This is a genomic window from Methylobacterium sp. J-088, from assembly GCF_022829295.1.
Classification (GTDB): domain Bacteria; phylum Pseudomonadota; class Alphaproteobacteria; order Rhizobiales; family Beijerinckiaceae; genus Methylobacterium.
The window spans coordinates 17155-42568 of sequence record NZ_JAKSYH010000031.1; the positions used below are offsets into that span (position 1 = coordinate 17155).

At 69.8% G+C, this 25414-nt stretch carries 28 protein-coding genes; 14 read left to right on the forward strand and 14 right to left on the reverse strand.

All coding sequences use genetic code 11. From position 1 onward, the window contains the following. The first annotated feature begins 18 nt into the window (after nt 1-18). Nucleotides 19-822, forward strand: a complete 804-nt coding sequence (proC, locus tag MKK63_RS02235) for a pyrroline-5-carboxylate reductase (protein ID WP_243998304.1) — start codon at nt 19-21, stop codon at nt 820-822. A 103-nt stretch (nt 823-925) separates the two neighbouring features. Continuing rightward, complete coding sequence (locus MKK63_RS02240; protein ID WP_243998306.1) at nt 926-1750, forward strand: TetR/AcrR family transcriptional regulator; 825 nt, start codon at nt 926-928, stop codon at nt 1748-1750. Between the two features lie 26 nt (nt 1751-1776). Here MKK63_RS02240 and MKK63_RS02245 read toward each other — a convergent pair whose 3' ends face one another. Then, nucleotides 1777-3672 (reverse strand): methyl-accepting chemotaxis protein, encoded by a 1896-nt coding sequence (locus MKK63_RS02245; protein WP_243998308.1) that lies wholly within the window; start codon nt 3670-3672, stop codon nt 1777-1779. Between the two features lie 666 nt (nt 3673-4338). Further along, nucleotides 4339-4773 (reverse strand): histidine kinase, encoded by a 435-nt coding sequence (locus MKK63_RS02250; RefSeq protein ID WP_243998310.1) that lies wholly within the window; start codon nt 4771-4773, stop codon nt 4339-4341. Nucleotides 4774-5003: 230 nt separating this feature from the next. On the opposite strand from MKK63_RS02250, the gene argJ reads away from it, so the two are divergent. The 3 genes from argJ to MKK63_RS02265 are packed head-to-tail and all read left to right on the forward strand — an operon-like array spanning nt 5004 to nt 7386. Further along, nucleotides 5004-6254: a bifunctional glutamate N-acetyltransferase/amino-acid acetyltransferase ArgJ gene (argJ, locus tag MKK63_RS02255; RefSeq protein WP_243998312.1), complete on the forward strand. Its 1251-nt coding sequence runs from the start codon at nt 5004-5006 to the stop codon at nt 6252-6254. After that, complete coding sequence (locus MKK63_RS02260; RefSeq protein ID WP_243998314.1) at nt 6251-6961, forward strand: SIMPL domain-containing protein; 711 nt, start codon at nt 6251-6253, stop codon at nt 6959-6961. The genes argJ and MKK63_RS02260 overlap by 4 nt, the downstream gene beginning before the upstream one ends. Next, on the forward strand, nt 6958-7386 hold the full coding sequence (locus MKK63_RS02265; protein ID WP_243998316.1) for a (deoxy)nucleoside triphosphate pyrophosphohydrolase: 429 nt from the start codon (nt 6958-6960) through the stop codon (nt 7384-7386). The genes MKK63_RS02260 and MKK63_RS02265 overlap by 4 nt, the downstream gene beginning before the upstream one ends. Nucleotides 7387-7396: 10 nt before the next feature. Here the strand turns inward: MKK63_RS02265 and MKK63_RS02270 are convergent, their stop codons facing one another. The 4 genes from MKK63_RS02270 to MKK63_RS02285 form a co-directional block, all read right to left on the reverse strand. After that, nucleotides 7397-8374 (reverse strand): Gfo/Idh/MocA family protein, encoded by a 978-nt coding sequence (locus MKK63_RS02270; RefSeq protein ID WP_243998318.1) that lies wholly within the window; start codon nt 8372-8374, stop codon nt 7397-7399. A gap of 95 nt (nt 8375-8469) precedes the next feature. Further along, entirely contained in the window at nt 8470-8901 is a 432-nt protein-coding gene (locus tag MKK63_RS02275) for a DoxX family protein (RefSeq protein ID WP_243998320.1), read from the reverse strand. Between the two features lie 37 nt (nt 8902-8938). Beyond that, nucleotides 8939-9571, reverse strand: coding sequence for an alpha/beta hydrolase (locus MKK63_RS02280; protein ID WP_243998322.1), 633 nt, complete (start codon nt 9569-9571; stop codon nt 8939-8941). Between the two features lie 59 nt (nt 9572-9630). Next, entirely contained in the window at nt 9631-10554 is a 924-nt protein-coding gene (locus MKK63_RS02285; protein WP_243998323.1) for a VOC family protein, read from the reverse strand. Between the two features lie 121 nt (nt 10555-10675). Between MKK63_RS02285 and MKK63_RS02290 the strand changes: the two genes are divergently transcribed. Together MKK63_RS02290 and MKK63_RS02295 are read left to right on the forward strand one after the other, a co-directional pair. Next, nucleotides 10676-11626, forward strand: a complete 951-nt coding sequence (locus MKK63_RS02290; RefSeq protein WP_243998326.1) for a LysR family transcriptional regulator — start codon at nt 10676-10678, stop codon at nt 11624-11626. A 322-nt stretch (nt 11627-11948) separates the two neighbouring features. Then, nucleotides 11949-12644, forward strand: a complete 696-nt coding sequence (locus MKK63_RS02295) for a GntR family transcriptional regulator (protein WP_243998328.1) — start codon at nt 11949-11951, stop codon at nt 12642-12644. Nucleotides 12645-12694: 50 nt separating this feature from the next. Here MKK63_RS02295 and MKK63_RS02300 read toward each other — a convergent pair whose 3' ends face one another. The 4 genes from MKK63_RS02300 to MKK63_RS02315 are packed head-to-tail and all read right to left on the reverse strand — an operon-like array spanning nt 12695 to nt 15851. Beyond that, the gene (locus MKK63_RS02300) at nt 12695-13261 is read right to left on the reverse strand and encodes a GbsR/MarR family transcriptional regulator (RefSeq protein WP_243998329.1); all 567 of its coding nucleotides are present in this window, start codon (nt 13259-13261) and stop codon (nt 12695-12697) included. Nucleotides 13262-13295: 34 nt separating this feature from the next. After that, nucleotides 13296-13418, reverse strand: a complete 123-nt coding sequence (locus MKK63_RS02305; protein ID WP_243998331.1) for a DUF2474 family protein — start codon at nt 13416-13418, stop codon at nt 13296-13298. Next, nucleotides 13418-14425, reverse strand: a complete 1008-nt coding sequence (gene cydB, locus MKK63_RS02310; protein ID WP_243998333.1) for a cytochrome d ubiquinol oxidase subunit II — start codon at nt 14423-14425, stop codon at nt 13418-13420. Before cydB ends, MKK63_RS02305 begins: the two co-directional genes overlap by 1 nt. Nucleotides 14426-14432: 7 nt before the next feature. Then, a complete protein-coding gene (locus tag MKK63_RS02315; RefSeq protein ID WP_243998335.1) occupies nt 14433-15851 on the reverse strand; it encodes a cytochrome ubiquinol oxidase subunit I in 1419 nt (472 codons plus the stop codon). A gap of 252 nt (nt 15852-16103) precedes the next feature. Between MKK63_RS02315 and MKK63_RS02320 the strand changes: the two genes are divergently transcribed. Then, a complete protein-coding gene (locus tag MKK63_RS02320) occupies nt 16104-17306 on the forward strand; it encodes a pyridoxal phosphate-dependent aminotransferase (RefSeq protein WP_243998337.1) in 1203 nt (400 codons plus the stop codon). 7 nt (nt 17307-17313) lie between these two features. Here MKK63_RS02320 and MKK63_RS02325 read toward each other — a convergent pair whose 3' ends face one another. Beyond that, nucleotides 17314-18240, reverse strand: a complete 927-nt coding sequence (locus tag MKK63_RS02325; protein WP_243998339.1) for a dihydrodipicolinate synthase family protein — start codon at nt 18238-18240, stop codon at nt 17314-17316. Nucleotides 18241-18568: 328 nt separating this feature from the next. Between MKK63_RS02325 and MKK63_RS02330 the strand changes: the two genes are divergently transcribed. The 3 genes from MKK63_RS02330 (at nt 18569) to MKK63_RS02340 (ending at nt 21264) form a co-directional block, all read left to right on the forward strand. Further along, nucleotides 18569-19345 carry an amino acid ABC transporter substrate-binding protein gene (locus MKK63_RS02330; RefSeq protein WP_243998341.1) on the forward strand — a complete coding sequence of 259 codons (777 nt, stop codon included), beginning with the start codon at nt 18569-18571 and terminating at the stop codon, nt 19343-19345. A gap of 483 nt (nt 19346-19828) precedes the next feature. Continuing rightward, nucleotides 19829-20509, forward strand: coding sequence for an amino acid ABC transporter permease (locus MKK63_RS02335; RefSeq protein WP_243998343.1), 681 nt, complete (start codon nt 19829-19831; stop codon nt 20507-20509). Then, entirely contained in the window at nt 20506-21264 is a 759-nt protein-coding gene (locus MKK63_RS02340) for an amino acid ABC transporter ATP-binding protein (protein ID WP_243998345.1), read from the forward strand. Before MKK63_RS02335 ends, MKK63_RS02340 begins: the two co-directional genes overlap by 4 nt. A 16-nt stretch (nt 21265-21280) precedes the next feature. Here the strand turns inward: MKK63_RS02340 and MKK63_RS02345 are convergent, their stop codons facing one another. From MKK63_RS02345 to MKK63_RS02355, 3 genes are read right to left on the reverse strand one after another with little or no spacing between them, the layout of a single operon-like run. Then, nucleotides 21281-21436 carry a hypothetical protein gene (locus MKK63_RS02345; protein WP_243998347.1) on the reverse strand — a complete coding sequence of 52 codons (156 nt, stop codon included), beginning with the start codon at nt 21434-21436 and terminating at the stop codon, nt 21281-21283. Then, entirely contained in the window at nt 21433-21936 is a 504-nt protein-coding gene (locus MKK63_RS02350) for a DUF2243 domain-containing protein (protein ID WP_243998462.1), read from the reverse strand. The genes MKK63_RS02345 and MKK63_RS02350 overlap by 4 nt, the downstream gene beginning before the upstream one ends. A 2-nt stretch (nt 21937-21938) precedes the next feature. After that, nucleotides 21939-23945, reverse strand: coding sequence for an OPT family oligopeptide transporter (locus MKK63_RS02355; protein ID WP_243998349.1), 2007 nt, complete (start codon nt 23943-23945; stop codon nt 21939-21941). Between the two features lie 223 nt (nt 23946-24168). On the opposite strand from MKK63_RS02355, the gene MKK63_RS02360 reads away from it, so the two are divergent. The 3 genes from MKK63_RS02360 (at nt 24169) to MKK63_RS02370 (ending at nt 25406) form a co-directional block, all read left to right on the forward strand. Beyond that, on the forward strand, nt 24169-24627 hold the full coding sequence (locus MKK63_RS02360; RefSeq protein WP_243998351.1) for a DMT family transporter: 459 nt from the start codon (nt 24169-24171) through the stop codon (nt 24625-24627). A 39-nt stretch (nt 24628-24666) separates the two neighbouring features. Beyond that, entirely contained in the window at nt 24667-25110 is a 444-nt protein-coding gene (locus tag MKK63_RS02365; RefSeq protein WP_243998353.1) for a DMT family transporter, read from the forward strand. A 71-nt stretch (nt 25111-25181) separates the two neighbouring features. Further along, complete coding sequence (locus MKK63_RS02370; RefSeq protein ID WP_243998355.1) at nt 25182-25406, forward strand: hypothetical protein; 225 nt, start codon at nt 25182-25184, stop codon at nt 25404-25406. The last annotated feature ends 8 nt before the right edge of the window (nt 25407-25414 follow it).

Genomic DNA, 25414 nt, shown 5'->3' on the forward strand with positions numbered 1-25414 from the left:
GACCCTCGATCGGCATCGATGCCCGCCTCGCTGGTCCTGGCCGGGGCCGGCAAGATGGGTGGATCGATGCTGGCGGGCTGGCTCGCAGCGGGCCTCGATCCGCGCCGCACCACGCTGATCGATCCGGTGCCGAGCCGGGAGATCATCGACCTGTGCACGAAACGGAGCATCGCCCTCAACCCGCCGGACCCGGAGCCCGGCGCCGTCTTGGTGCTCGGCATCAAGCCGCAGGGGCTGGAGGCGGCCGCCTCCGGGCTCGACCGCTTGATCGGCCGCGACACGCTCCTCGTCTCGATCCTGGCCGGCAAGACGGTGGCTGACCTGACCGGCCGGCTGAAGCGGGCACGGGCCATCGTCCGGGCGATGCCGAACCTGCCGGCCAGCATCGGCCGCGGCGCGACCGGGGCCTATGCCAGCCCGGAGGTCACGCCCGGGCAGCGCACCGCGGCGGACGCCTTGCTGGCCGCGAACGGCACCGTCGCGTGGCTGGCCGACGAGGCACAGATCGACGCGGTGACGGCGGTCTCGGGTTCCGGACCAGCTTATGTCTTCCTCCTAACCGAGGCGCTGGCCGAGGCGGGGATCGCGGCCGGACTCGATTCGGAGGTGGCGCAGCGCCTCGCCCGGGCGACTGTTTCAGGATCGGGCGCACTGCTCGACGCCAATCCCGCCGAGGCGGCGGAACTGCGCCGCAACGTGACGTCCCCCGGCGGCACCACGGCGGCGGCCCTCGACGTGCTGATGCGCCCGGATGGGCTCGGCGCGCTGATGCGGGAGGCCGTAGCGGCAGCGCGGCGGCGGGCCGAAGAACTCGCCGGCTGACATCCGGTGCGCCCCGTGCGGCATGGCCGCGCGAAACCCCTGCCCTTCCGTGGCGGACTGCCTACATCAGGCAGTATGACCGACAGGAGCGGGCGACAGACCCATGACTGAGAGCAAAGGCCCTTCGAAGCGCCCCCGCAAGGCCGCGAGCCCAGCCAAGACGAGCCGTGCATCCGAGGGCATCGCGCCGGAAAACGGTGCGCCCGCGGCCTCGCCTCGGATCAGCACGGCCGCGCGTGAGAGCAGCGCACCGAAGCTCTCGCCCCGGGAGGCCGCCGTCGAGGCGCTGATGCGGCTCGCCGCCGAGCAGCCCTGGAACGACATCGAGATCGGCGACATCGCCCGGGAAGCCGGGCTGACACTTGCCGAGCTGCGCGATCTGTTTCCGTCGAAGGGTGCCGTCCTGGGCGGGCTCACCCGGATCATCGACCGCAAGGTTCTGGAGGGCGACCTCTCGGGCCTTGAGGAGGAGCCGACCCGCGAGCGCTTGTTCGACGTGCTGATGCGCCGCCTCGATGCGATGGAGCCCTACAAGCCGGCCCTACAGCGTATTGCCTACGCGCTGCGCGGCGAGCCGCTGTCGATGCTGGCGCTGAATAGCGTCATGCTCAACTCACACCGCTACATGCTGGCAGCGGCCGGGATCGACACCGAGGGGCCGCTCGGCCAATTGAAGCTCCAGGGCGTGGTAATCGCCTTCGCCCGCGTCACGCAGGTCTGGCTCGACGACGACGATCCGGCGCTGGCCCGGACGATGGCCCGGCTCGACAAGGAGATCCGCAGCGGCGAACGCATCATGGAGCGGGCCGAGGATGCCCGCCGGCTCACCGCGCCGCTGCGCGCGCTGGGCCGCGCGTTCCTCGACCGCCGGCCGCGCGGGCGACGCAGCCGCGACGGCGACGAGACGGATCCCGCCGCCGCGATCTGAGCCTGTGCGGCGCTCAGATCGCCGAATCACACGGCTTGGATGTCGCGCAGGAAGTTACTCACCTCCTGCTTGACCGCGCGGGACTGCTTGGACAGCTCGGCTGCCGAGCTCAGCACCTGCGAGGCGGCGCTGCCGGTCTCGCTGGCGGACGTCAGCACACGCGATACGTTGGTCGACACGTGCTGCGTTCCGTCGGCCGCCTCGCTGGCATTGCGCGAGATCTCGCTGGTCGCGGCCGTTTGCTCCACCACCGTCGAGGCGATGGCTCCGCTGATCTCGTTCACGCTCGTGATCGTGTGTGCGATCTGCTGCATTGCAGCGGCCGCCTGCGTCGTGGCCGCCTGGATCGCGGTGATCAGCCCGCCGATCTCGTCGGTGGCCTTGCCGGTCTGGCTGGCCAGTTCCTTCACCTCGGCAGCCACTACGGCGAAACCCCGTCCGGCCTCGCCGGCGCGGGCCGCCTCGATCGTGGCGTTGAGAGCCAGAAGGTTGGTCTGGGCCGCAATGCCCGAGATGGTCGTCACCGCCGCGCCGACCTGCTCGGAGGCTGCACGGAGGCTCGCCATGGCGGCGTTGCTCGCCTCGGCCTCGTAGGCGGCCAAGCCAGCCGCCTCGTTGGCGCGGAGCACCTGACGCTCGATCTCTTGGAGCGAAGAGACCATCTCTTCGGCCGCCGCCGCCACCGTCTCCACGTTCATGGACGCGAGATCGGCGGCCGTGCTGGAGGCGACCGCTTGGTTGCCCGTGTCTTCGGCGATCTGCGTCATCGAGTGTGCCGTGGCATCGAGCTCGTCGGTGGCGAGGGTGACGATCTCCAGGGAAGCCGCCACCCTCTGATCGAAGATCTCGACGAGCTGTTCGCGACGCTCGGCCCGGCGCTGGCGGGCCTCCCGGTCGGCAGCCTGCGCGGCTTCCAGTTCGGCTCGGACGATGGCGATTTTCCGGAACACCTCCACCGCCTTGCCCATGGCGCCCAGCTCGCCCGCGGCATTCTGCGAGGGGACCGCGAGATCCGTGTCACCGTCGGCCAGGCGCGCCATGGCCTTCACCATACCGTCGATGGGCTTGATGATGCTGCGCGCGATGACGGAGGCCAGGGCGACGCCGATGATCAGGGTCAACGCGCCGAGGCCGATCTCGATGCGCCAAGCGCGCAGGGCCAGTTCCGCGGTCGACGCCTTGATCGCCGTCGACGCGATCAGGATGCGCTCACGAAGTTTGGCGCAGTTCAGCGCGATGTCGTCCGTATGCGGCTTGATGCCGGTCTCGAACGTCGCCGTCGAGGCGGCGGCCGCCTCGTGGTAGCTGTCGAGCTCCGCCTTGTAGGTGACGAGCGCATCCGCGAGTTCCTTGACCCGCCCGGCAATGGCCGCAAAATTAGAGCCTTCGAGTCCGTGGAGCGCGGCACGCGCCCGCTCGATCTTGTCCCGGAATTCCTCCCGGTAGAGTGGTTTCGGATCGATCAGAGAGCGCGCGGCGGCGAGACGCGCGGCGAGAACGGCATTCTCGAAGCGGGTGGCCTGTAGCTTCGCCCCATTGTCGCCGCCCTGGCTTGTCTCCGCGAGCGGGCCTTCGATGAGGCGGGTGAGGGTGGGGCCCGCCTTGATGAGGCGCAGCTTCGTGGCATCGAGCCGGGTGCCGGCTTCCGCGAGGTGGTCCAGATCCGCCTTCATCGCGGCCGCGCTGCCGACGATAGCGTCATAGTGTTGTCTCCCCGCCTCGGTCAGCGCCTTGGTCTTACGGTGTTCGGCGATCTCCTCCAGGGCGCCCCGCACGGTCTGCATGGGGGTGATCTGTGCCGCGTCCGGCGCCACGCGGTAATGCTCGGCTTTGGCGGAGAGCTGGGCGGCGAGACCGTCCATCGCGATGATCTGCTGCGCGCTTTCTCCAATGAAGGTCAGCCGCTCGTATTCTCGATTCAAGTTATCTTGCTGGTAGGTTGCAAATGCACCGATGAAGGCGGTGATCGCGACGAGAATAGCGAACCCCGCGTACAAACGGATACGAATTCCAATTTTCACGGCAACCTTCCCCTTGGCTGAGATGGTCTTCGATGGGACCAATCTCTACCAGCAAGCGAGATGCTCATGACAATATCGTGTCACATTAACGATGTTACCTGAAGTTTAATATTAGATATACAGCTTAGAGAAATGAATTATTTAGCCTGGGTCTCAAAAGTTTTTACGAACGGGCGTGGTGCGCACTCAACGGAGACTCTGAGATATCCAAGATGGGATCCAAAAAATGTGACCCGAATCCCATCATCTTGTTGCACAACTTGAACGAGACGACGAGGGTCACACTCAAAGACCTGGATATCGTGCTGTTGCGTGGCCCGATCCTCGGGTCTTGGCCGGAAGGGCCGTCCGGACTACGGCACGAGTTCCAGATCCACGAGCCATCGATCAATGATGATCCGCCGGTTCCGCACGGAACGGCATCGCTGGCCAGGTGGGAATCATGCCTCTCACAGGCGCCCGACGATTCGCATGGTGTCATGACGGGCTCGACACCGATCAGGGCTCCGATCGGCCCAGCGGCACACGCCTACGCGGGCCGTGAATACACCCGGGCAACGCGCACGATCAGGCGGCGCGATCGGCCAGCGCTTCGCGCATCAGGGTCGCCACCATCCCGTTCTGGAACTGGTCATGCCGCACCCACAGCGCGTCGGGGATGTGGGCCGGCGCCTCCGGCTCCCGATCGTCGCGCGCATCCCCCGCGAGCACGATGCGCAGCCCCGGACGCAGCGTCCGTGCCTCGACGGCCAACTGTGCGCAGCACAAGCCGCCCTGCAGGCCGGAATCCACCACCATCACGTCGACCGGCAAGCCGAGCGCCAGGACCGTCATGGCATCGACCCCGCGGTCGCAGGCGGTGACCTGATAGCCCAGTAAGCGAACCTGCGCGGCCACCTCGTCGCGCCAGCGCTTGTGGCGGCCGACGACCAGAACCTGGATCCGGTAGCAGCCCCCCTGGGGCATCGTGCTGGAGGCAGTCCCGATGTCGGCTGTGGACATTCCGCACTCGACTTCGCGCTGGCTTTGCGATGCAGCATGCTATGCCGGGATGCAATCCTGGCGCAAGCCTGCCGCCGCGAAGGCGCCGCATTCCGCGCCGGAGTCGCCCAAAACAATGGCAGCCGGGATCCCTGATCAATGGTCGGGCATACGGTTGACGCAGCCGAGGTCCTGCGCTCAACACCGGGCCGCCCGCAAAACACCACCGCGCGCTGCCGGAGCCCGAGCCGATGTCGTCCGCGAAATCCCCGCCCGTCTCCCCGCTGGCGCCCACCGCCCTGCCGGAGCTGCCACCCCTGCCGGGGGTGCGAATCGCCACCGCCCAGGCCGGGATCCGCTACAGCGGCCGCACCGACGTGCTTTACATGGCGCTCGACGCCGGGACCCAGGCGGCCGGCGTCTTCACCCGCTCCAAATGCCCGTCCGCGCCGGTCGACTGGTGCCGGGAGGCGCTGGCCGACGGTTCGGCTCGGGCGCTGGTGGTCAATTCCGGCAACGCCAACGCCTTCACGGGCCGCCTCGGCCGGGAGGCGGTGGCCCGCACGGTCGAGATCGCCGCGCAGGCGGCGGTCTGCGGTGCGCGCGAGGTCTACGTCGCCTCGACCGGCGTGATCGGCGAGCCGCTGCCGGCCGAGCGCTTCGAGGGCGTGCTGGCCGATTGCGCGGCCCGGGCCACGGACGGCTCGCCCGCCTGGGCCGAGGCGGCGCGCGCCATCATGACGACCGACACCTTCCCGAAGCTCGCGACACGCACGGCCACGATCGCCGGCGTGACGGTGACGCTCAACGGCATCGCCAAGGGCGCCGGCATGATCGCCCCCGACATGGCGACGATGCTGTCCTTCGTGTTCACCGACGCCGCGCTGCCCCAGGCGGTGCTCCAGACGCTCCTGTCCGCGGGCACCAAGACCAGCTTCAACTGCGTGACGGTGGACGGCGACACCTCCACCTCCGACACGCTGCTGCTGTTCGCGACCGCCAAGGCCGGCAACGCCGAGATCTCGGACCCGGCCGATCCGCGTCTCGTGGGTTTTCGCGAGGCGCTGGACAGCCTGCTGATCGAGCTGGCGCAGCTCGTCGCCAAGGACGGCGAGGGCGCGCGCAAGTTCGTCACCGTGCGGGTCACGGGGGCCGAGAGCGACGCCTCGGCGCATCGCATCGCGATGTCGATCGCCAATTCGCCCCTGGTGAAGACCGCGGTGGCGGGTGAGGACGCCAATTGGGGGCGGGTGGTGATGGCGGTGGGCAAGGCCGGCGAGCCCGCCGACCGCGACCGGCTCGCGATCTGGTTCGGCGACGTGCGTGTGGCCGTCGAGGGCGCCCGCGACCCGGATTACAGCGAGGCGGCGGCAAGCGCCGTGATGCGCGAGCCGGAGATCGGCATCCGGGTGGATCTCGGCCTGGGCGAAGGTCAGGCCCGCGTCTGGACCTGCGATCTGACCAAGGGCTACATCGAGATCAACGGGGATTATCGGTCGTGAGGCTCGGCCTGGCCGGCGCCATCCTGCTCATTGCGCTGGCTCCCGACGCCCGGGCCGACGATTCGGCCTGTTCCCGCAACATCAGCGTGGTCGGCCGCGCCGCCGAGGCGCGGGCGCCGGATTTCGCCGAGGTGACGGTAGGTATCGAGGCGCGCGCGCCGACCGCGGCGGCGGCCCTGGACGCGGCCTCGAAGGCCGTGGCGGGCGTCACGGCGCAGGCCCGCGCCCTCGGGGTCCCGGCGGCCGACATCGGCACCGCCGCGGTATCGCTGCAGGCCGCCACGCGGTCCGTATCCCGGCCGGGCGGCCTCACCGAGGAGCCGGACGGCTACCGGGCAAGCAACCTCGTGAGCGTCCGCCTCGCCGATATGGGCCGGCTCGGCGACCTGCTACGCCAAGCCCTCGATGCCGGAGCGAACCGGATCGACGGCGTCAGCTTCGGCCTGCGCGATCCTGATCGGCTCGACGCCGCCCTGCGGGTGGCCGCGGCCCGGGACGCACGCGGCCGGGCCGTGGCGCTCGCCGAAGCCCTCGGCGTCAAGCTCGGCCCGCTGTGCACGCTGGGCCCGGCGGGCGGCGCGCCCTACCCGCTCGCGAACCGCACCCTCGCGGCGCCGATGGCCGCCAAGGGCCGGGGTGTGCCGATCGAGGCCGGCACGATCCAGATGTCGTCCGAGGTCGCCGCCACCTTCGCGGTTTCGCCATGAGCGCGCCCGAACGGGCTCCGCTTCGCCTCCTGCTGGTGGTTGCGGTCGCCCTCATCGATGTCGACGGCCGGGTGCTGGTGAGCGAGCGCCCGGCGGGCAAGCAGCTCGCCGGCCTCTGGGAGTTCCCCGGAGGCAAGGTCGAGGCCGGCGAGCGGCCGGAGGAGACCTTGATCCGCGAACTGGCGGAGGAACTGGGCATCCGGGTCGAGGAGCCGTGCCTGGCGCCGCTGACCTTCGCCAGCCACGCCTATCCGGACTTCCACCTCCTGATGCCGCTCTATGTCTGCCGGCGCTGGACCGGCACGCCGCGCTCGATGGAGGGGCAGGCGCTGAAATGGGTCCGGCCGAAGGCCCTCCGCGATCTCGCGATGCCGCCGGCCGACGCGCCGCTGATCCCGTTCCTGATCGATCTTCTGGAGGTGTGAGGGCGCCGCCTCAGAGCGCCAGGATCGCCTCGACCGCCTCCTGCACGGCGAGCGCCTCCGCGAAGGTGGCGAGGTGGTGGGGCTCGCCCCGCGCCATCCGGACGACGCCGTCGAGCTGGCGCCGCAGGGTGATCGGACGGAGCCGCGCGTTGGGGATCGCGTCGGGCGCCGGCTCGAAGCGGCCATCGGCGGCGCGGCGCTCGGCAATGGCCCAGTCGCGCAGCCGGACGGCGCCGGCATCGCCCTCCAGCGTCCAGGTGTTGTGATCGTCCTTGTCGGTGCCGCCGACCCGGCCGGTCAGCGTCACGGGGATGCCGGCCGCCGTCAGCGCCACGGTGATCGCCCGCTCGGACAGGCCGGGCTCTGGGACTTCGACGCGGCCGCTGATCCCTTCGAGGGGGCCGAGCAGGCGTCGGGCGAGGAACAGGAAGTGCGAGACCACCTCGCGGGTGAAGCCGCCCTCCGACCGGGCGTCGAGCCAGCGCGCCGCGTCTGCCTGCCAGGGGCGCGGCCAGCGGGCGAACTCCACCGCAATGGCGACCCGCCGCGGCGTGCCGACCACGCCCTCGGCGATCCAGCGCTGAAGCGCAGCCACGCCGGGCGACGAGGCGAAGGGAAAGTTCACCGCGCCGGCCTGCCCGGCCTCCGCCACGAAGGCGCGGGCATCGGCGAGGTCGATCGCAAGCGGCTTCTCGCAGAAGACGCTCCGGCCCGCCGCCAGGGCTGCCCGCGCGTAACCGAGATGCGAGGCCGGCGGCGAGGCGATGTAGAGACAGGCGCTCGCCGCCACGACGGCTTCGGCATCGGCGACCCGCGGCACAGCCGGGAAGGCTGAACCGATCCGGGCCAGGGCCTCCGGCGACGGATCCCAGATCGCCGCGACCCGGACGGGCGACTCCGATGCCCCGTGAATGGCACCGAGCAGGCGCTCGCCCATGATTCCCGCACCGATGATCCCGAGGGCGAGCGTGGCGTCGGTGGCCGGCATGGAAGGTCCCGCGTGTCGGACGGCGCGGATGCGCATCCCGGTCGCAGGCTTACGGAACCGAACCGGTGCGGGAAAGCCAGCCGAGCCACATAGTGTCAGGCGCGACCCCGCCGGGCATCGAGGCTGAACGGGCCGGCGCCGAAAGCCGCGACCTGCAGCAGGCCGCCGGCGACGGCGAGGTTCTTCAGGAAGTGGAACATCTGGTTCTGGTCCCCCAGAGCCGCGTGAAAGGTCACCGCGGTGGCGACCGCGAAGAGGGTAAGCGCCAGAGCTACGAGCCGGGTGCGATAGCCGGCGATCAGCAACAGGCCACCGCCGATCTCCACCAGCGTCGCCACCCCATACGAGAGCGTGGGCAGCGGCAGGCCGGCGGCTTCGATGGTAGCGAGCGTCGTGGCGGGCGCGGCGAGCTTGCCGACCCCACTCGCGAGGAAGAGCGCGCTCATCAGGACCCGGCCGGTCACCGGCAGCAGGGCCGCGACGGAGGCTCCGGTGGCGGTCGGAACGGGGGCGATCGAGGAGGCCATGGGCGTAGTCCTTTCGTGGGGTGAAAGTGCGGGCGACTCAGGCGGCGTGCGGGATAGCGAGCTCGCGGAGCCAGTCCGCCGCGCGGTCGAGATCGGCCTGCGATAGGCCATGGCCGGCGGGCAGGATGCGGTGCTCGACCTGCGCGCCGGCGGCGGTGAGTTGCGCGGCGAGGCGGCGGGCGTTCTCCACCGGCACGATCGGGTCCATGGCGCCGGACAGGATCAGGACCGGACGTCCCGCAATGTCGGCCGCCGGGGGCTCGGCGAAGGGCACCATCGGACGGATCAGCACGGCGCCCTCCAGGGTCTGCGGCCGCAGCATCAGAAGCGCGGCGGCGATGTTGGCGCCGTTGGAGAACCCCAGCGCCAACGGCGCGCCGCGCCCGTAGTGATCACGTGCCCCTGCCACGAAGCCCGCGAGGTCGCCCGTGCGTCGGCGCAAATCGGCCTCGTCGAACACGCCCTCCGCCAGTCGGCGAAAGAAGCGCGGCATGCCGTTCTCGGACACCGCACCCCGGGGCGAGAGGAGCGCGGCGTCCGGCGCGAGCATCCGGCCGAGCGGCAGGAGGTCGTTCTCGTCGCCGCCGGTCCCATGCAGGAGCAGCAGCGGGTGCGCGGCATCGGAGCCGGGCTCGAAACGATGGATGAAACCGAGGGATCCGTCAGTCATGGCAACCTCGCGCGAGTCTAGATCCCGCCCCGCGCTGTCGCGGGGCGGGCCGTGAGGGTTCAGGCCACCTTGGGCAGCACCGCCTCGATCTCGGCCCGATGTGGCTCCAGCCCAGCGGGCAGCTTCAGGGCGGACCCAAGGGTCTCGATCGGCTCGTCGACCGCGAAGCCGGGGGCGTCCGTGGCGATCTCGAACAGCACGCCGCCGGGCTCGCGGAAGTAGATCGAACGGAAGTACTGGCGGTCGCGCTGCTCGGTGACGTGGAGACCCCGCTCAGCCAGCGCGGCCCCCATTGCGGCCTGTGCGGCGTCGTCCGCCGCCCGGAACGCGATATGGTGGACCGAGCCGGCGCCGGGCCGGCCGGGCAGAAACCCACCCACGGCCCGCAGGGTCACGAAGCCGCCGAGCGCAGCGCTGCCCGCGAAACGGATCAGGTTGCCCTCGCGGCCAGCCTCGCCCAGGCCCAGCACCTCCGTGAGGATCGCGGCGGTCGGCTCCGCCTTGTCGAGGAGCAGCGTGACCCCGTGCAGGCCGCGGATGGCGTGCTCGGCCGGTACCTCGCCGGAGGCCCAGGCCTCGGCCCCGGTCTCCTCGACGCCCACCAGCGCGAGCATCATGCCGTCCGGGTCGCGGAAGCGCAGGGTCGGCTCGCCGAAGACCTGGACCAGCGGCTCGTGGGCGACGCCCTTCTCGATCAGGCGATGGGTCCACCAGCCGATGGAGGCGCGGGGGATCCGGAACGCGGTCTCCTGCGTCTCGCCGAGCCCGACGCGGCCGGGAGCCGCCCGCTCGATGGGGAAGAAGGTCAGGATCGTGCCAGGACGCCCGGCCGCGTCGCCGTAATAGAGGTGGTAGGTGCCCGGATCGTCGAAGTTGACGGTCTTCTTCACCAGCCGCAGCCCGAGCACCCGGGTGTGGAAGTCGAGGTTGCGCAGGGCAGGCCCGGAGAAGGCCGTGACGTGATGGAGGCCGGTCTGGGTCATGGCGCTGTCTCCTCAGGCTGCCGCGCTGAGCGCGGGGCGTTGTGCGATGACCACAATCTGCCCCTTGCCAATGCTCCTGAAAATAGAAACGATGGAAACTCATCGTTTCCGGAATTGACCCATGAGACTGCCGGATTTCGAGGCCTGGGCGGTGTTCGCCAAGGTGGTGGAGACCGGCTCCTTCGGCCGGGCCGCCGCGGATCTGGGGCTCTCGAAGGGCACCGTCTCGAAGGCTGTCGGCCGGCTGGAGATCCGGATCGGTGCGCGGCTGTTCAACCGCACCTCGCGCAAGCTCGCGCTCACCGAGGCGGGGCAGGCCGCCAAGGCGAGCGCGGCGCGCATCCTGGCGGAGGGCGAGGCGGCCGAGGCCCAGGCCATGGCGGGCGCCGCGGAGCCGCGGGGGCTGGTGCGGCTCGCGGCCCCGATGACCTTCGGGGTGATTCACGTGGCGCCGCTTCTGCCGGAGTTTCTCCGTCAGCACCCGGCGGTGTCGGTGGACCTGCACCTCTCGGACGCGGTGGTCGATCTCGTGGGCGGGGGATTCGATATCGGGCTGCGCATCGCGGCCCTGCCGGATTCATCGCTGCGCGCCCGTCGCCTCTGCGCGATAAGGCGCTCCCTCGTGGCGACCCCCGCCTATCTCGACCGGAATGGTCGCCCCCGGCATCCGGACGACCTCGCCCACCACGCCTGCCTCGGCTACGCCTACCTGCCGACCCCGGACCGGTGGCGTTTCGCGGATGCGACCGGTGCGGAGGCCGTCGTGACGCCCGGCGGGGCGCTGCGGGCCAACAACGCCGAGGCGCTGGCGCCGGCGCTCCGGGCGGGACTCGGCCTCGCGCTCCAACCCGATTTCATGATCTGGAACGACTTGGAGGCCGGCCGCCTGGAGCGGGTCCTGCCCGACTGGTCATCGCCGCCGATCGCGTTGCACTTGGTGACGCCCCCCGGCGACCCCCGGCCGGCACGCGTCACGGCCCTCGTGGCCCATCTGGCGCAAGGGCTCGCGCATGCCCCATGGGCAGCCCCCCACATACCAACTGCAACGCGAGATCCCGCCCTCTTGGCATAACCTGATGCATTTGAGGGCGATGCGTCCTCCGGGAGGCTACCGGTCAGCGAAAAATCAGTACCGGCTGCGACGCCCGGACCGGGCGCATTATCCTGCTTATGAACATTTCGAACGCATTCTGCATCGTGCGGCGCAGACCCCGGCCTATACGATGCCTAGAGACCGATAAGACTGGCCAGCCTGACGGAAATCGCTCCGTCAGGTTAATCTTTTACTTGCACGGCAACCTGACGTATGTAAGGACTATAGTCCAAGCCGACGCAGCGCGACTCCGCTGCGCAAGATGTTATGTCTGAGGGTATACAGTCCTGTCGAGGCCTCGATGTTCATAGCGGTTCCCGGGCGGCGTTCGCCTGACCGACTGCAGCACAAGACGGTCGCGGCAGCCGTGGCCGATTCGCTGCGGCAGCGAATCCTGAACGGGGAATTGCGCCCGGGCGTCCAGCTCCGCCAGGATGCGCTGGCGGAGGAGTTCGGGATCAGCCGGATCCCGATCCGGGAAGCGCTCCTGCAACTGGAGGCCGTCAACCTCGTCAAGATCGTGCCGCATCGCGGTGCCGTGGTGACGGGCCTGTCCCTGGAAGAGGTGGAGGATATCTTCAGGCTGCGCGTCCAGCTCGAGCCGCAGCTCCTGCCGCTCTCTGTCCCCCACCTCACGGACGAGGATTTTCAGGATCTGCGCGCCGTGCAGAAGGCGTATGGCGAGGCGCTGAGCGGCGGCGAAATCATGCGCTGGGGCGAGTTGAACCGGCGCTTTCACTTCGACCTGCTGCGCCACGCGGACCGGCCACGCTCCCTGACGATCGTGTCGGGCCTGCTGCAGGATTGCGACCGCCCGACGCGCCTGCAGCTCCAGGCCACCGGAGACATTGCCCGCGCGCACGCGGAACACGCGCAAATCCTCGATTTGTGCGAGGCCCGCAGGATCGAGGAGGCTGCGGAGGCCCTGCGCGGCCATATCGTGTCCGTCGGCGTCTGCCTCGTGGCTATCTATCGGGACGGGCTGGCCCGGCTCTGACCGGTTGCGCACCGCCGTCGCGCCTGACCGGCAGCCTCAGTCCCAAAACCTCAGTCCCCCTTGTCGGCCCGGCCGCCGCGGCGGGTCAGCCGATCCTTCATCTCCAGCACCTTCTGGACTTTCGTGCCGAGGGTGAGGAGTTGAACGAGGCGGTCGGTCTCGAGCCGGCGCATGTCGTCGTACCAGCCGGTGAAGAGCTCGAACAGGTCGTGCATCTCCCCGAGGCGGGCCTGGGCATGACGCTCGGCGTCGGTCTCGACGCGCTGCATCAGCAACTCGCGCAGGATCGTCAAGGTCGGATCGATCTCGCGCTTCTTGCGCTCTTCGACCAGCGTACGGACGATCTGCCAGACATCCTCGGGGGTGGCGAAGTAGTCCCGCCGGTCCCCGGGCCTGTGCTGGAGGCGCACGAGGTTCCAGGCCTGCAGCTCCTTCAGGCCCATGCTGACGTTGGAGCGCGACACGCCGAGCCGCTCGACGATCTCGTCGGCGTTGAGCGGTCGCTCCGCCACGAACAGCACCGCGTAGATCTGGCCCACCGTCCGGTTGATCCCCCACCGGGATCCCATCTCGCCGAAATGAAGCACGAAGGTCTGGACGAGGGGGGGCAGTTGCACGGGGCGTTCCGACGGGGCCTGGATCCGCAGCCTATCAGGTCCTGAGCCAGAACCGCAGCAGCGTCGCGATGGATCCAAGCGCCACGATGCTGAGCGCCCAGATCGCCACGAACCAGGCGAGACGCTTCCACAGGGGCAGCGGCGATGCAGCGGCCATCAGTGATATCCGTGCGTGTCGACCTTGCCGCGGAACACCCAGTACGAATACGCGGTGTAGGCCAGGATGATCGGGATCAGCGCCGCGGCGCCGACCAGCAGGAACACTTGGCTCGCCTCGGGGGCGGCCGCCTGCCAGATGGTGATCCGCCCCGGCACCACATCGGGGTAGATGCTGATCCCGAGCCCTAAGAACGACAGGGCGAACAGCCCCAGCGCAATCAGGAACGGCGCCCGCTCGGCCCCGTTCCGCAGGGTCCGCCACAGCGCGTAGGCCGCGAGCGCCACGAGGAGCGGCACCTGCGCGGTGACGAGCACGTTCGGCATCGCCAACCAGCGCTCGAAATAGCGCCCCTGCAGGAACAGTGTGGCGGCGCTCACCAGGGCGACCGCCGCCACGGTCCCGAGGGTGAGGCGCTCGGCAAGGCGCCGGGCCTGGATCTGGAGCAGGCCCTCGGTGCGCATCACCAGCCACGTGGCCCCCAAGAGCGCGTAGGCGATCGCGAGGCTCACGCCGACCAGCAGGCTGAACGGCGTGAGCCAGTCCCACCAGCCGCCCGCATAGGCGCGGCCCTCCACGGCGATGCCCTGGAGCAGCGCCCCCAGGGTGATCCCCTGGGCCAGGGCCGCGACCACCGAACCTACCGTGAAGGCCACGTCCCAGACGGCCCGGTGGCCGGGATCGCGCCAGCGGAACTCGAAGGCGACGCCCCGGAAGACCAGTCCCAGCAGCATCGCGAGGATCGGCGCGTAGAGCGCCGGCAGGATGACCGCGTAGGCGAGCGGGAAGACGGCGAACAGCCCGCCCCCGCCCATCACCAGCCAGGTCTCGTTGCCGTCCCAGACCGGAGCGATCGAGTTCATCGCGGTGTCCCGGTCGGGTCCCGGCCGCAGGGTCGGGAACAGGATGCCGATGCCGAGATCGAAGCCGTCCATGACGATGTAGGCGAAGACCGCGAAGGCGATGACGAACGCCCAGACCACGGTGAGATCGACACTGTACAGCATGGCTGCCTCACTCGGCCCGCTGAAGATGACGGTCGGGATCGACCGCGGGGGCGGGCGTGATGCCCGCGGTCCGGATCGGCGCGCCGGGCTGAAGCCCGGGCTCGCCGGCCTGCGGGGGCTTGGCCATGAGGCGCAGGATGTAGAGCGTCCCCATGGCGAAGACCAAAAGGTAGACCACCACGAAGGCGGTGAGCGAGGCGGCCACCGCCGGCCCGGCGAGCGGCGAAGCCGAGTCCGCCGTGCGCAGCAGACCGTAAACCGTGTAGGGCTGGCGCCCGACCTCGGTGGTGATCCAGCCGGCCAGCACGGCCACGAAGCCGGCCGGCCCCATGGCCAGGGCGAAGCGGTGGAGCGGCGCCCATGCGTAGAGCCGGCCCTTGATGCGGGCGAGCAGGCTGAGGCAGCCCAGCAGAAGCATCAGCAGCCCCAGGCTCACCATCACCCGGAACGACCAGAACACGACCGGCACCGGCGGCCAATCCGTGCGGGGCAGGCTGTCGAGGCCGGCGAGCGGCGCATCGAGGGCGTGCTTCAGCACCAGCGAGGACAGCTTCGGGATCTCCACCGCGTAGCGGATCGTGCCGGCCTCCTGATCGGGCAGGCCGAACAGGACGAGCGGCGCCCCGTCGGGATGGCTCTGGTAATGGCCCTCCATGGCCATGACCTTGGCGGGCTGGTGCTCCAGGGTGTTGAGCCCATGCGCGTCGCCGGCCAGAATCTGGGCGGGGGCCACCAGGGCCGCCATCCACATCGCCATCGAGAACATCGTCCGGGCGGCCGGATTGGTCCGATCGCGCAGCAGGTGCCACGCGCCCACCGCGCCCACGACCAGAGACGTCGTGAGGTAGGCCGCCAGCACCATGTGGACGAGGCGGAACGGGAAGGACGGGTTGAACACCACCGCCCACCAGTCCAGCGGCACGAACTGGCCCTGCGGGTTGGTGCCGTAGCCGGACGGCGTCTGCATCCACGAGTTCACCGCCAGGATCCAGAAGGCGGAGAAGAAGGTCCCGATCGCCACCATCAGGGTCGCGGCGAAGTGGAGCCGCGGGCCGACTTTCGTCATGCCGAACAGCATCACCCCGAGGAAGCCGGCCTCCAGGAAGAAGGCGGACAGCACCTCGTAGGCCATCATCGGCCCCAGCACCGGCCCGGTCTTGTCGGAGAAGACCGACCAGTTGGTGCCGAACTGGTAGGACATCACCAGCCCGGACACGACGCCCATCGCAAAGGCGATGGCGAAGATCTTCAGCCAGTACCGGAACAGATCCATGTAGACCTGCCGCCCGGTGGCGAACCACAGGCCTTCCAGCACGGCGAGGTAACTCGCCAGCCCGATCGAGAAGGACGGGAACACGATGTGGAACGCCACGGTGAACCCGAACTGCGCGCGTGCGAGGATCAGCGGATCGAGATGGGCGAGCACGGCAGGCCTCCAGCCAAGCGACGGCGACTCACGGTATGGCAATTTCAGAAATTTCTGAAAAGACTATAACTTCTGCGTGTCGGTTAGGGCTGGTGCGCCACGCAGGGTCTCTGGACGCGTGATCCGGAACGCGGCAGATTCAGTCCCTCACTCACGATCGGGACGCTGCAGGCCCGGCGGCGCATCGGGCCACAGGGCCGCGAGGCGCCCCCTGCCGGCCGCGCCCGGACCTCACGAGAGCCCCCGCGCCCAATGGCCGATTCCCTTGCTGACGCCGCTCCAGCCGATCTCGCCGCGCTCCTGTCGGACCGGATCCGCGGCATCGGCACGAGCCAGATCGGCCTCGTGGCGGATCGCGGGCGCGACGATCCGGAGGTGGTGAAGCTCTGGATCGGCGAGGGCGATCTGCCGACGCCGCCCTTCATCATCGAGGCGGCGCACCGGGCGATGCTCGCCGGGCATACCCGCTACACGACGTCGCTCGGCCTTCCGGCCCTGCGCGAGGCGCTGGGCGCCTACCACGCCCGCCACTGGGGCGTTGAGATCCCGCCCGACCGGTTCGCCGTCACGGCCGGCGGCATGAACGCGATCATGCAGGCCGCCCAGGTGCTGCTGGAGCCCGGCGACGAGATCATCATCCCCTCCCCCGCCTGGCCGAACCTGCGCGAGGCCGTGCGCATCACCGGCGGCGTGCCGGTGGCGGTGCCCTACCGGCGGCAGCCGGACGGGCGCTTCGCCCTGCCGCTCGCCGATATCGAGGCCGCGCTGACGCCGCGCACCCGGGTGATCATGATCAACTCGCCCTCGAACCCGACGGGCTGGACCATGCCGCTCGCCGAGATGACGGCCCTGCGCGACCTCGCCCGCGCCCGCGGCCTGTGGATCCTGTCGGACGAGGTCTACGCGCACTTCACCTACGGCAACCGGATCGCTCCGTCTTTCCTGCAGGTCTGCGAGCCGGACGACCGGTTGATCGTCACCAACACCTTCTCGAAGAACTGGGCGATGACCGGCTGGCGCGCCGGCTGGGTCGTCTATCCGCGCGGGCTGGCGCCGACCTTCGCCAAGCTCGGGCAGTACAGCACCACCTCGATCTCGACTTTCGTGCAGCACGCCTGCATCGCGGCGCTGAACGAGGGCGACAGCTTCATCCGCACCATGGTCGACCGCTGCGCCGAGGCGCGCGCGATCCTGGTGGACGGCCTGTCCCGGCTGCCGGGCGTCACCGCCGCCCCGCCCGAGGGCGCCTTCTACCTGATGGCCCGGATGGGCGGCGACGAGCCGAGCCTCGACCTCGCGCTGCGCCTGCTGCGGGAGGCCAAGGTCGGCGTGGCCCCCGGCACCGCCTTCGGGCCGGAGGGCGAGGGTCTGGTGCGGATCTGCTTCGCCATCAGCCCGGAACTGGCGCGGGAAGCAGTGGCGCGCCTCTCCGCCGTGCTCGGCCGCGCGGGCTGAACCAAGCCTACCGTCCCCAGCGCAGCACCAGCGCGTCGTTCCGGCGGGCAAGCTCGATCAGCCCAGCCCGGGTCGCCGGGTGGAGTGGCTGGACCGGCAGGCGCGCGGTCTCGTGGGCGATCACCCCGCCCTCCTGCATCAGCGCCTTGCAGGCGAGCAGCCCGCATTGCCGGTTCTCGTAGTTGATCAGCGGCAGCCAGCGTTCGTAGGCGTCGAGAGCCTCCTCGCGGCGCCCGGCCGCGAAGGCGTCGGTGATCTGGCGGATCCCGTCCGGATAGGCGCCGCCGGTCATCGCCCCGGTGGCACCTGCGTCGAGATCGGCCATCAGGGTGATCGCCTCCTCGCCGTCCCAGGGGCCGACCACGGCGTCGCCACCGAGGGCGATCAACTCGCGCAGCTTCGCGGCCGCCTGGGCGGTCTCGATCTTGAAATAGCTGACGTTGGCGATCTCCCGGGCCATGCGCGCGAGGAACGCAGCCGAGAGCGGCGTGCCCGAGACCGGCGCGTCCTGGATCATGATCGGGATGGAGATCGCGTCCGAGACCGCGCGGAAGAAGTCGTAGACGCCGATCTCGGGCACGCGGATCGTGGCGCCGTGATAGGGCGGCATGATCATCACCATGGCGGCCCCGGCGTCCTGCGCCCGGCGCGAGCGCTCGGCACAGACCTGCGTGGCGAAGTGCGTGGTCGTGACGATCACCGGCACGCGGCCCGCCACATGCTCCAGCACGGCGCGCATCACGCGCTCGCGCTCGTCGTCGGTGAGAACGAACTGCTCGGAAAAGTTCGCGAGGATGCAGATGCCGTGGCTGCCGGCGTCGATCATGAAATCGATCGCCCGGCGCTGCCCGTCGAGATCGAGGGTGCCTGAGGCGTCGAACACCGTGGGGGCGACCGGGAAGACGCCGCGATAGGCGTGAGCGAGCGAAGTCATGAGCGGTCCTTCTGCGGCGGGGCCAGGAGTCCACCCCGCGAATCGTTCGATGCCCGGGGCGGGCCGCCTCCTATCACGAACGTCCTGCGGCATCGTCGCGGGGCGCAGCCGACGGTGTGACAGGATGGCCAGCTTAGTTTCAGCCCGTGATCCAGAACAATCCCGACGCGGCCGAATAGACCGGCGCGAAGGAGTTCGGCTTCACCACCACTGATCCGCTCGCTTGCCTTGACGGCCTGGCTCGATTCATTGACGAAATAAACGCGCAGGGCCGGATCGACTTCGACGGCCGCGAGAGAACATTGTTATCGGCGTGAGGTATTTTCGGATGCGACTTTTCTCGACCGGTCTGGCCGCGGTGCTGGCTGTCTCGGCACTCCTCCTGGGCGCGCCCGCCCGGGCCGATGACCTCGACACGATCCGGGCGGCCAAGACCCTGCGCATCGGCACCGAGGGCACCTACGCGCCCTTCACGTTTCACGACGCCTCCGGGGCGCTCGTCGGCTTCGACGTGGAGATCGGTCGCAAGGTCGCCGAGAAGCTCGGCGTCACGCCCCAGTTTCTCGAGGGCAAGTGGGACGGGCTGATCGCAGGGCTCGACGGCGGGCGCTACGACGTGGTGATCAACCAAGTCGGCATCACCAAGGAGCGGCAGGCGAAGTTCGACTTCTCGGAGCCCTATATCCGGGCTCGCGCCGTGCTGATCACCAAGTCTGACCGGCCCGACATCACATCCTTCGCCGATCTGAAGGGCAAGAGGGCCGCGCAGAGCCTGACCAGCAACTTCGCCCGCCTGGCCGAGCAGTCCGGGGCGCAGATCATCGGCACGGACGGGTTCGATCAGTCGATCCAGTTGGTGATCACCGGACGGGCCGACGCCACCGTCAACGACAACCTGTCGTTCCTCGACTTCCGCAAGCAGAAGCCGAACGCCCCCGTGAAGATCGCCGCCGAGCAGGCCGACGCGGACGCCTCCGGGATCATCCTGCGCAAGAACAACCCCGGGCTGAAGGCCGCCCTCGACAAGGCGCTCGACGAGATCAAAGCCGATGGCAGCTACGCGGCGATCGCGCAGACATATTTCGGGGCCGATGTGTCGAAGTAGATGTTCTGAGAGGGAATGCCGTCACGCCGCCCGCTTCGGGTTACGGCGATGAGGGCCGCCCGGCGAGAAGGCGGACGCGCCAACGCTTCTCTCGCCCACAGAAGCGACCGGACTTACGCATCGTGTGCAGGACAACAGCAGCAGGATGAAGCGTGGGTCCCCTCTCCCGTGCGGGCTTGCGAATTCACACATCGAGTTCGGGATCATCATGCGGTTGCCAAGTGAGGCGGCACGGCTGGCACATGCGCCCTCCCTCCCCCCTCTGCGGGGGCGGGAGAGGCGCGGAGCCGCCTTCGCATCTCCCAAACCCGATATGTGCATCCGTTAGCCCGCTCGGGAGAGGGAGCCGGTCGCGCTCCGTCATCAATCGCTTGCCTCCAGCTTGTGTGGCTCCTCTGCGGGGAGGGAGCACGCGCGAATGTGGCCCATTCTCCGATACAGCTGTGTCAAGAACCCCGTTCCCCCGGAAGGAGACGCCGCCCCGTGCCGCACTGGCTCGACCTCATGCTCCAATCGCTCGAGCCGCTGCTCGCCGCCGGACTACGCTTCACCGTTCCGCTGACGCTGATCGCCTTCACGCTGGGGCTCGCCCTCGGTCTCGGAACCGCCCTCCTGCGCCTGTTCGCCCCCCGCCCCCTGGCGGCCCTGGCGTGGCTCTACGTGTGGATCTTCCGGGGCACCCCGCTGCTCGTCCAGCTGTTCGTGATCTTCTACGGCCTGCCGAGCCTCGGGATCCTGATCGACGCCTTCCCGGCCGCGGTGATCGGGTTCACGCTGAACGTCGGCGCCTACACGTCCGAGATCATCCGCGCCGCCATCGCGTCCATCCCGAAGGGCCAGTGGGAGGCGTCCTACGCGATCGGCATGACACCGGCCCAGGCCCTGCGCCGCACGATCCTGCCGCAGGCGGCACGGGTGGCGGTGCCCTCCCTCGCCAACACCTTCATCGCCCTGGTGAAGGACACCTCGCTCGCCGCCGCCATCACGGTGCCCGAGCTGTTCCAGGCGGCCCAGCGCATCGTCGCGGTCACCTACGAGCCGCTGATCCTCTATATCGAGGCCGCCCTGATCTACCTCGTCCTGTCCTCGCTCCTGTCCTGGCTGCAGACGCTCCTGGAACGGCGCCTCGGGCGCTATGGCGGCTATCTGGAGGCGCGCGCGTGATCGCCCTGTCGGCCATCGAGAAACGCTTCGGCGCCAACCCGGTCCTGCGGGGCGTCGATCTCGCCATTCCGGAGGGGCGGGTGACGGCGCTGATCGGCCCGTCGGGCTCGGGCAAGTCGACGCTGCTGCGCTGCGTGAACCTGCTGGAGATCCCGCAAGCCGGCACGCTCACCCTCGGCGACCTCCGTCTCGAATTCCGACCGGGACACCCGCCGGCCCGGCGGGACGTGCTCGCCGTGCGCCGCCAGACCGGCATGGTGTTCCAGAACTTCCAGCTCTTCCCCCACCGCACCGTGATCGAGAACGTCATGGAGGGGCTCGTCACCGTAGCGAAGTGGCCGCGCGCGAAGGCGCGGGCCCGGGCGCTGGACCTGCTGGAGCGCGTCGGCCTCGCCCAGAAAGCGGCGGATTGGCCCGCCAGCCTGTCGGGCGGCCAGCAGCAGCGGGTGGCGATCGCCCGGGCGCTCGCGCCGTCCCCGCGCCTCCTGCTCTGTGACGAGCCGACCTCGGCCCTCGATCCCGAACTCGCCGCCGAAGTGGTGGACGTGCTGGCCGGGCTGGCGGGCGAGGGCATGACCATGGTGCTGGCGACCCACGACCTGCGCCTCGCGCGCCGCGTCGCCGACACGGTGGTGTTCCTAGAGGGCGGCACCATCGTCGAGCAGGGCGCCGCCGCCGACCTGTTCGGGAAGCCAGGGGATCCGCGCACGCAGCGCTTCGTCCGGACGCTGCTCGGCGAGGCGGCGGGCGCCTGACCGGCGGCCGCGCGGCTCAGCGCGGCAGGCAGCGCAGGTTCAGGAGATCCTCGATCGACACAGCGGTCTCGAAGAGAAGCGGTCGCCACGCCGGCAGTGTGGCGAGGATCAGGCCGGCCGCCAGGGCGAGCCAGGGTACGGCGGCCCGGAGGCCGGGCGCGGCAGCCCTCATGTCGGCCCGCGCGCCGTCGCGGCGTCCTCCGTCCTGCCGACCTGCACGAGGCCGAGGCCCACCGCCAACATGGCGCCGCCCCAGAGCAGGAAGCCGAGATCCCAGTAGAGCCAGTGCGCCCGCGGCATCAGCTCGTTGACGTGATGGACGCCGAGCACCTCGTGGTCGATCACGCCCTCAACGAGGTTGAACACGCCCCAGCCGATCAGCACCGACCCGCCGAGGAGCTTGCCGGACCAGACGAGATGCGTGCGGTGCGCCGCGCGCCAGAGGACGAACAATCCAAGCACGACGAACACGTAGGTCGCGCTGTGGAAAATGCCGTCCCATCGGGTGTTCAGCTCGAGATTGGCGATCGAATCGATTGGATACCAGCTGCTCACCATGTGGTGCCATTGGAGCACCTGATGCAGCACGATCCCATCGAAGAAGCCGCCGAGCCCGAGCCCGAACAGGAGGCCGGCGCTCAAGGGAAATTCCCGCGTGTTGGCCGCGTCCATGCTCATGGCCGGGGCTCAGGGCGGCCCGGAGTCGAAACCATCCGAAAGTAGACCGCCAAAGCTGCCAGGAACACCGCGAGCCCGAGCCCGGCCGCGTAGGGCGCGAAGCCTTTTCCGGCGAGCGCCAGCGACGCGCTGTGCCCCGCCATAAGATCGGCACCGGCGAGCAGGACGCCGACGCAGCTCTCCCCGACCAAAAAGCCGGAGGCGAGGAGGACGCCGCGGCGGCGGGCGGCGCCCACCGCCGTGTCGGCCTTCTTGTCGCCCTTGGCCCCGATCCGGGCGCTCAACCGGCGCTCGGCCACCCAGCCGAGCACGCCGCCGATGGCGATCGTCATCTCGACGGAGAGCGGCAGGTACATGCCGATCCCGACCGTCAGCGCCGGGAAGGTGAAGGCGCGCCGCTTCAGCCACGTCTCCATGGCGACCAGCACCACTCCGAGCCCGGCACCGATCAGCACCATGCGCCAGGGCAGTTCGCTGTGGACGATGCCGTTAGCGATCTGGGTCATCAGGGCGGCCTGGGGCGCCGGCATGGCGCTCGCCGCATCCTGGCCCTCGCGCAGCGGCGCGCCGACGAAGCCGTAGGCCTCATAGAGCAGCGACAGGATCGGGGCGATCACCACGGCCCCGATCCCGACGCCGAGGATCAGGGCGACCTGCTGGTGCCAGGGCGTGGCGCCGAGCACCTGCCCGGTCTTCAGGTCCTGCAGGTTGTCGTTGGCGATCGAGGAGGTCGTGACGATGACGGCCGTCAGCAGCAGGGTCATGCCGGTGACGAACCGGTCGCCCTCCGGCCCGGCGGAATGGCCGAGGATCAGCGGCAGCAGCAGCGCGGTCGCCATCGTGGTCAGGATGCCGATCCCGGAGATCGGGCTCGACGACGAGCCCAGCAGCCCCGCGAGGTAGCCGCAGGCCGCCGCCATCAGGAAGCCGAACAGGATCGTGAACAAAGTCGCGGACAGGGCCAGCACGATCAGCACGCCGCCGAGATCGGCAGGCTTGGCGAACACCCAGAACAGGCCCGCCAGCGGCACCCCCAGCGCCACCGTCCCGGCGGCGACCCAGGTGATCGGCAGGTCACGCTCCTCGCGGGGATGGTCCCTGCCGAGGCCGCCGGCGCCGGACAGGGCCGCGCGGATGCTGCCCAGGATCGGTTTCGCCAGCGAGCCGACCGTCCACACGCCGCCGACCGCGATGATCCCAGCCCCCATGAGCCGCACGTGGCTCGACCAGACCGCCTCGGCCGCCGCCCCGGCGGACTGGCTCGGATCGGGCGACAGGGCGGTGAGCACGGGAACTGCGATCCCCCAGGCGATCACGACCCCGGTCAGCAGCGCGAGGCAGGCCCCGATCCCCACGAGGTAGCCGACGCCGACCAGTGCCAGCGAGAAGCCGGTCCCGGTGCGGAACACCGCCCCGCCGAGGCTGATCGCCCCGTTCAGGCCTTCGCCCAGGACCTTCAACCCGGTGGTGGCGAACCCGATCGCCCCGGCCACGCCTGCGGCTGCCATGAGATCGCGCAGGCCGTGGCCGCCCTCCTCCTCCTGGCCGGTCCGGAGCACCTCGGCGGCGGCGATCCCCTCCGGATAGGGAAGGTCGCTGCCGGCCACGAGGGCGCGGCGCAGGGGGATCGAGAACGCGACGCCGAGCAGACCCCCGAGCAGGCAGACCGCGGTGGTCTGCCAGAACGGGAAACCCTGCCAGTGCCCGATAAGGACGAGGCCGGGCAGCGCCAGGATGACGTTGCACAACGTGCCGGCGGCCGAAGCCTGCGTCTGCACGATGTTGTTCTCGAGGATGCCGGCGCCGCCCATCAGCCGGAACGCGCCCATCGAGATCATCGCGGCCGGGATCGACGACGAGAACGTCATCCCGGTCTTCAACCCCATGTAGAGGTTGGCGGCCATGAAGACGATCGTGATAGCCGCGCCGAGGGCGATGCCGCGAAGCGTCAACTCGACGGGACTCTGCTGCGTCTTGGGCGGCGTCGGGCTGCGCGCGTCCATCAGTCCCTCTGGCTGTCATAAGCAAACAGCGCGAGGGTACAAAACTTTCCCGAGACGGTGTTTGCGGCCTTTCGACCAAGCGTTGCAGGTCCCGTTGCCGGCCCCTGGGGCGATCTGACCCGGGTCGTCCCGCCGGTGAGATGCAGTCATCCGCCGCCCCGGCGGGTTTGGCAGCAGACCGACTGCGCCGTCGGATCCGCTCCGAGACAACCCAGACGCCCCCATGTGGTATCTCTACGGCCTTGCGCTGCTGGCCGGCGTCGCGAACGCCATCGAGCCGGGCCAGAATGCGACGCTGGCCAAGGCCACGGGTCAGCCGATGCTGGCCGGAATCTTCTGCTTCGCCCTGGCGACCGCCTGCTTCGCAATCATCGTGGTGGTGGCCCGGCGCTTAGACCGGCCGGGCGCCGGGCAGGTGGGCGCCGAGGCTATCGCCGCCGTCCCCTGGTGGGCTTGGCCCGGGGGTGTCCTCGGTGCCGCCATCGTCCTGGCGCAGCTCTACGTCTCGGAACAGATCGGCGCCGCGCCTTTCCTGAGCTGCGTGATCACGGCGGGCGTTATCGGCTCGATCGCCCTCGATCATTACGGGCTTGTCGGGTTCGATCGCCACCCTGCCGGCCGCTGGCGCCTCGCCGGCGGCATCCTGATGGTCGTCGGCGTCGCCCTGGTGGCGGCGTTCTGACGGCCCCACGCATCCCCGCTCCGTCATCAAGGTCTCGGCATGTTGTTCCTCTACGGGTTCGCGCTGCTGGCCGGCCTCGCCAGCGCGGTCGCGCCGGGCCAGAACGCCACCCTCGCCAAGTCGTTCGCGCGGCCCCTCCCGGCGGGCGTGGTCAGCCTGCTGGTGAGCCTCGCGACCGTCGGGGTGATCGTGCTGATGACCGGGCAGTTCGGCCTGCCGCGGGCGGACCGCCTCGCCGAGGTTCCCTGGTGGGCGTGGTTCGGCGGACTGATGAGCGCGGGCCTGATGATGGCGCAGCTCTTCATCGCCAAGAAGATCGGCGCTGCAACCTTCCTCGGGCTGATCGTCACCGCGGGGGTGATCACCTCGACCCTGCTCGACCATTTCGGTCTCGTCGGATTCAAGGTCCACCCGGCAAGCCTGTGGCGCATCCTCGGCGGCGCCCTGATGATCGGCGGCGTGGGACTCGTCGCGCGGTTCTGAGGGGGGCGTAAGGGATCCCTGTCCATCACTGCGGCGTTTTACCCGATCGCCACCCCTGCCCGGAGCATACCGTGGGGCTCGCCGCTTTCGCTTTCTTCGTGATCCCCTGGATGGCCGTCGCCGTCTGGCTGTTCCTAAGGCCCGGGGGCTTCCGCCAGGGCGTCCCAGCGGCGCCCTGGCGCCCGCTCGCGGATTACCCGCCACCGGCGCGGGATCAGCAGCACGCGGCCGAGACGCAGAGCCTCGAATCGGGTTCAGCCCACGATGGCAAGCACGCGCCGATCGAAGTGGTCTGACGCCGGGA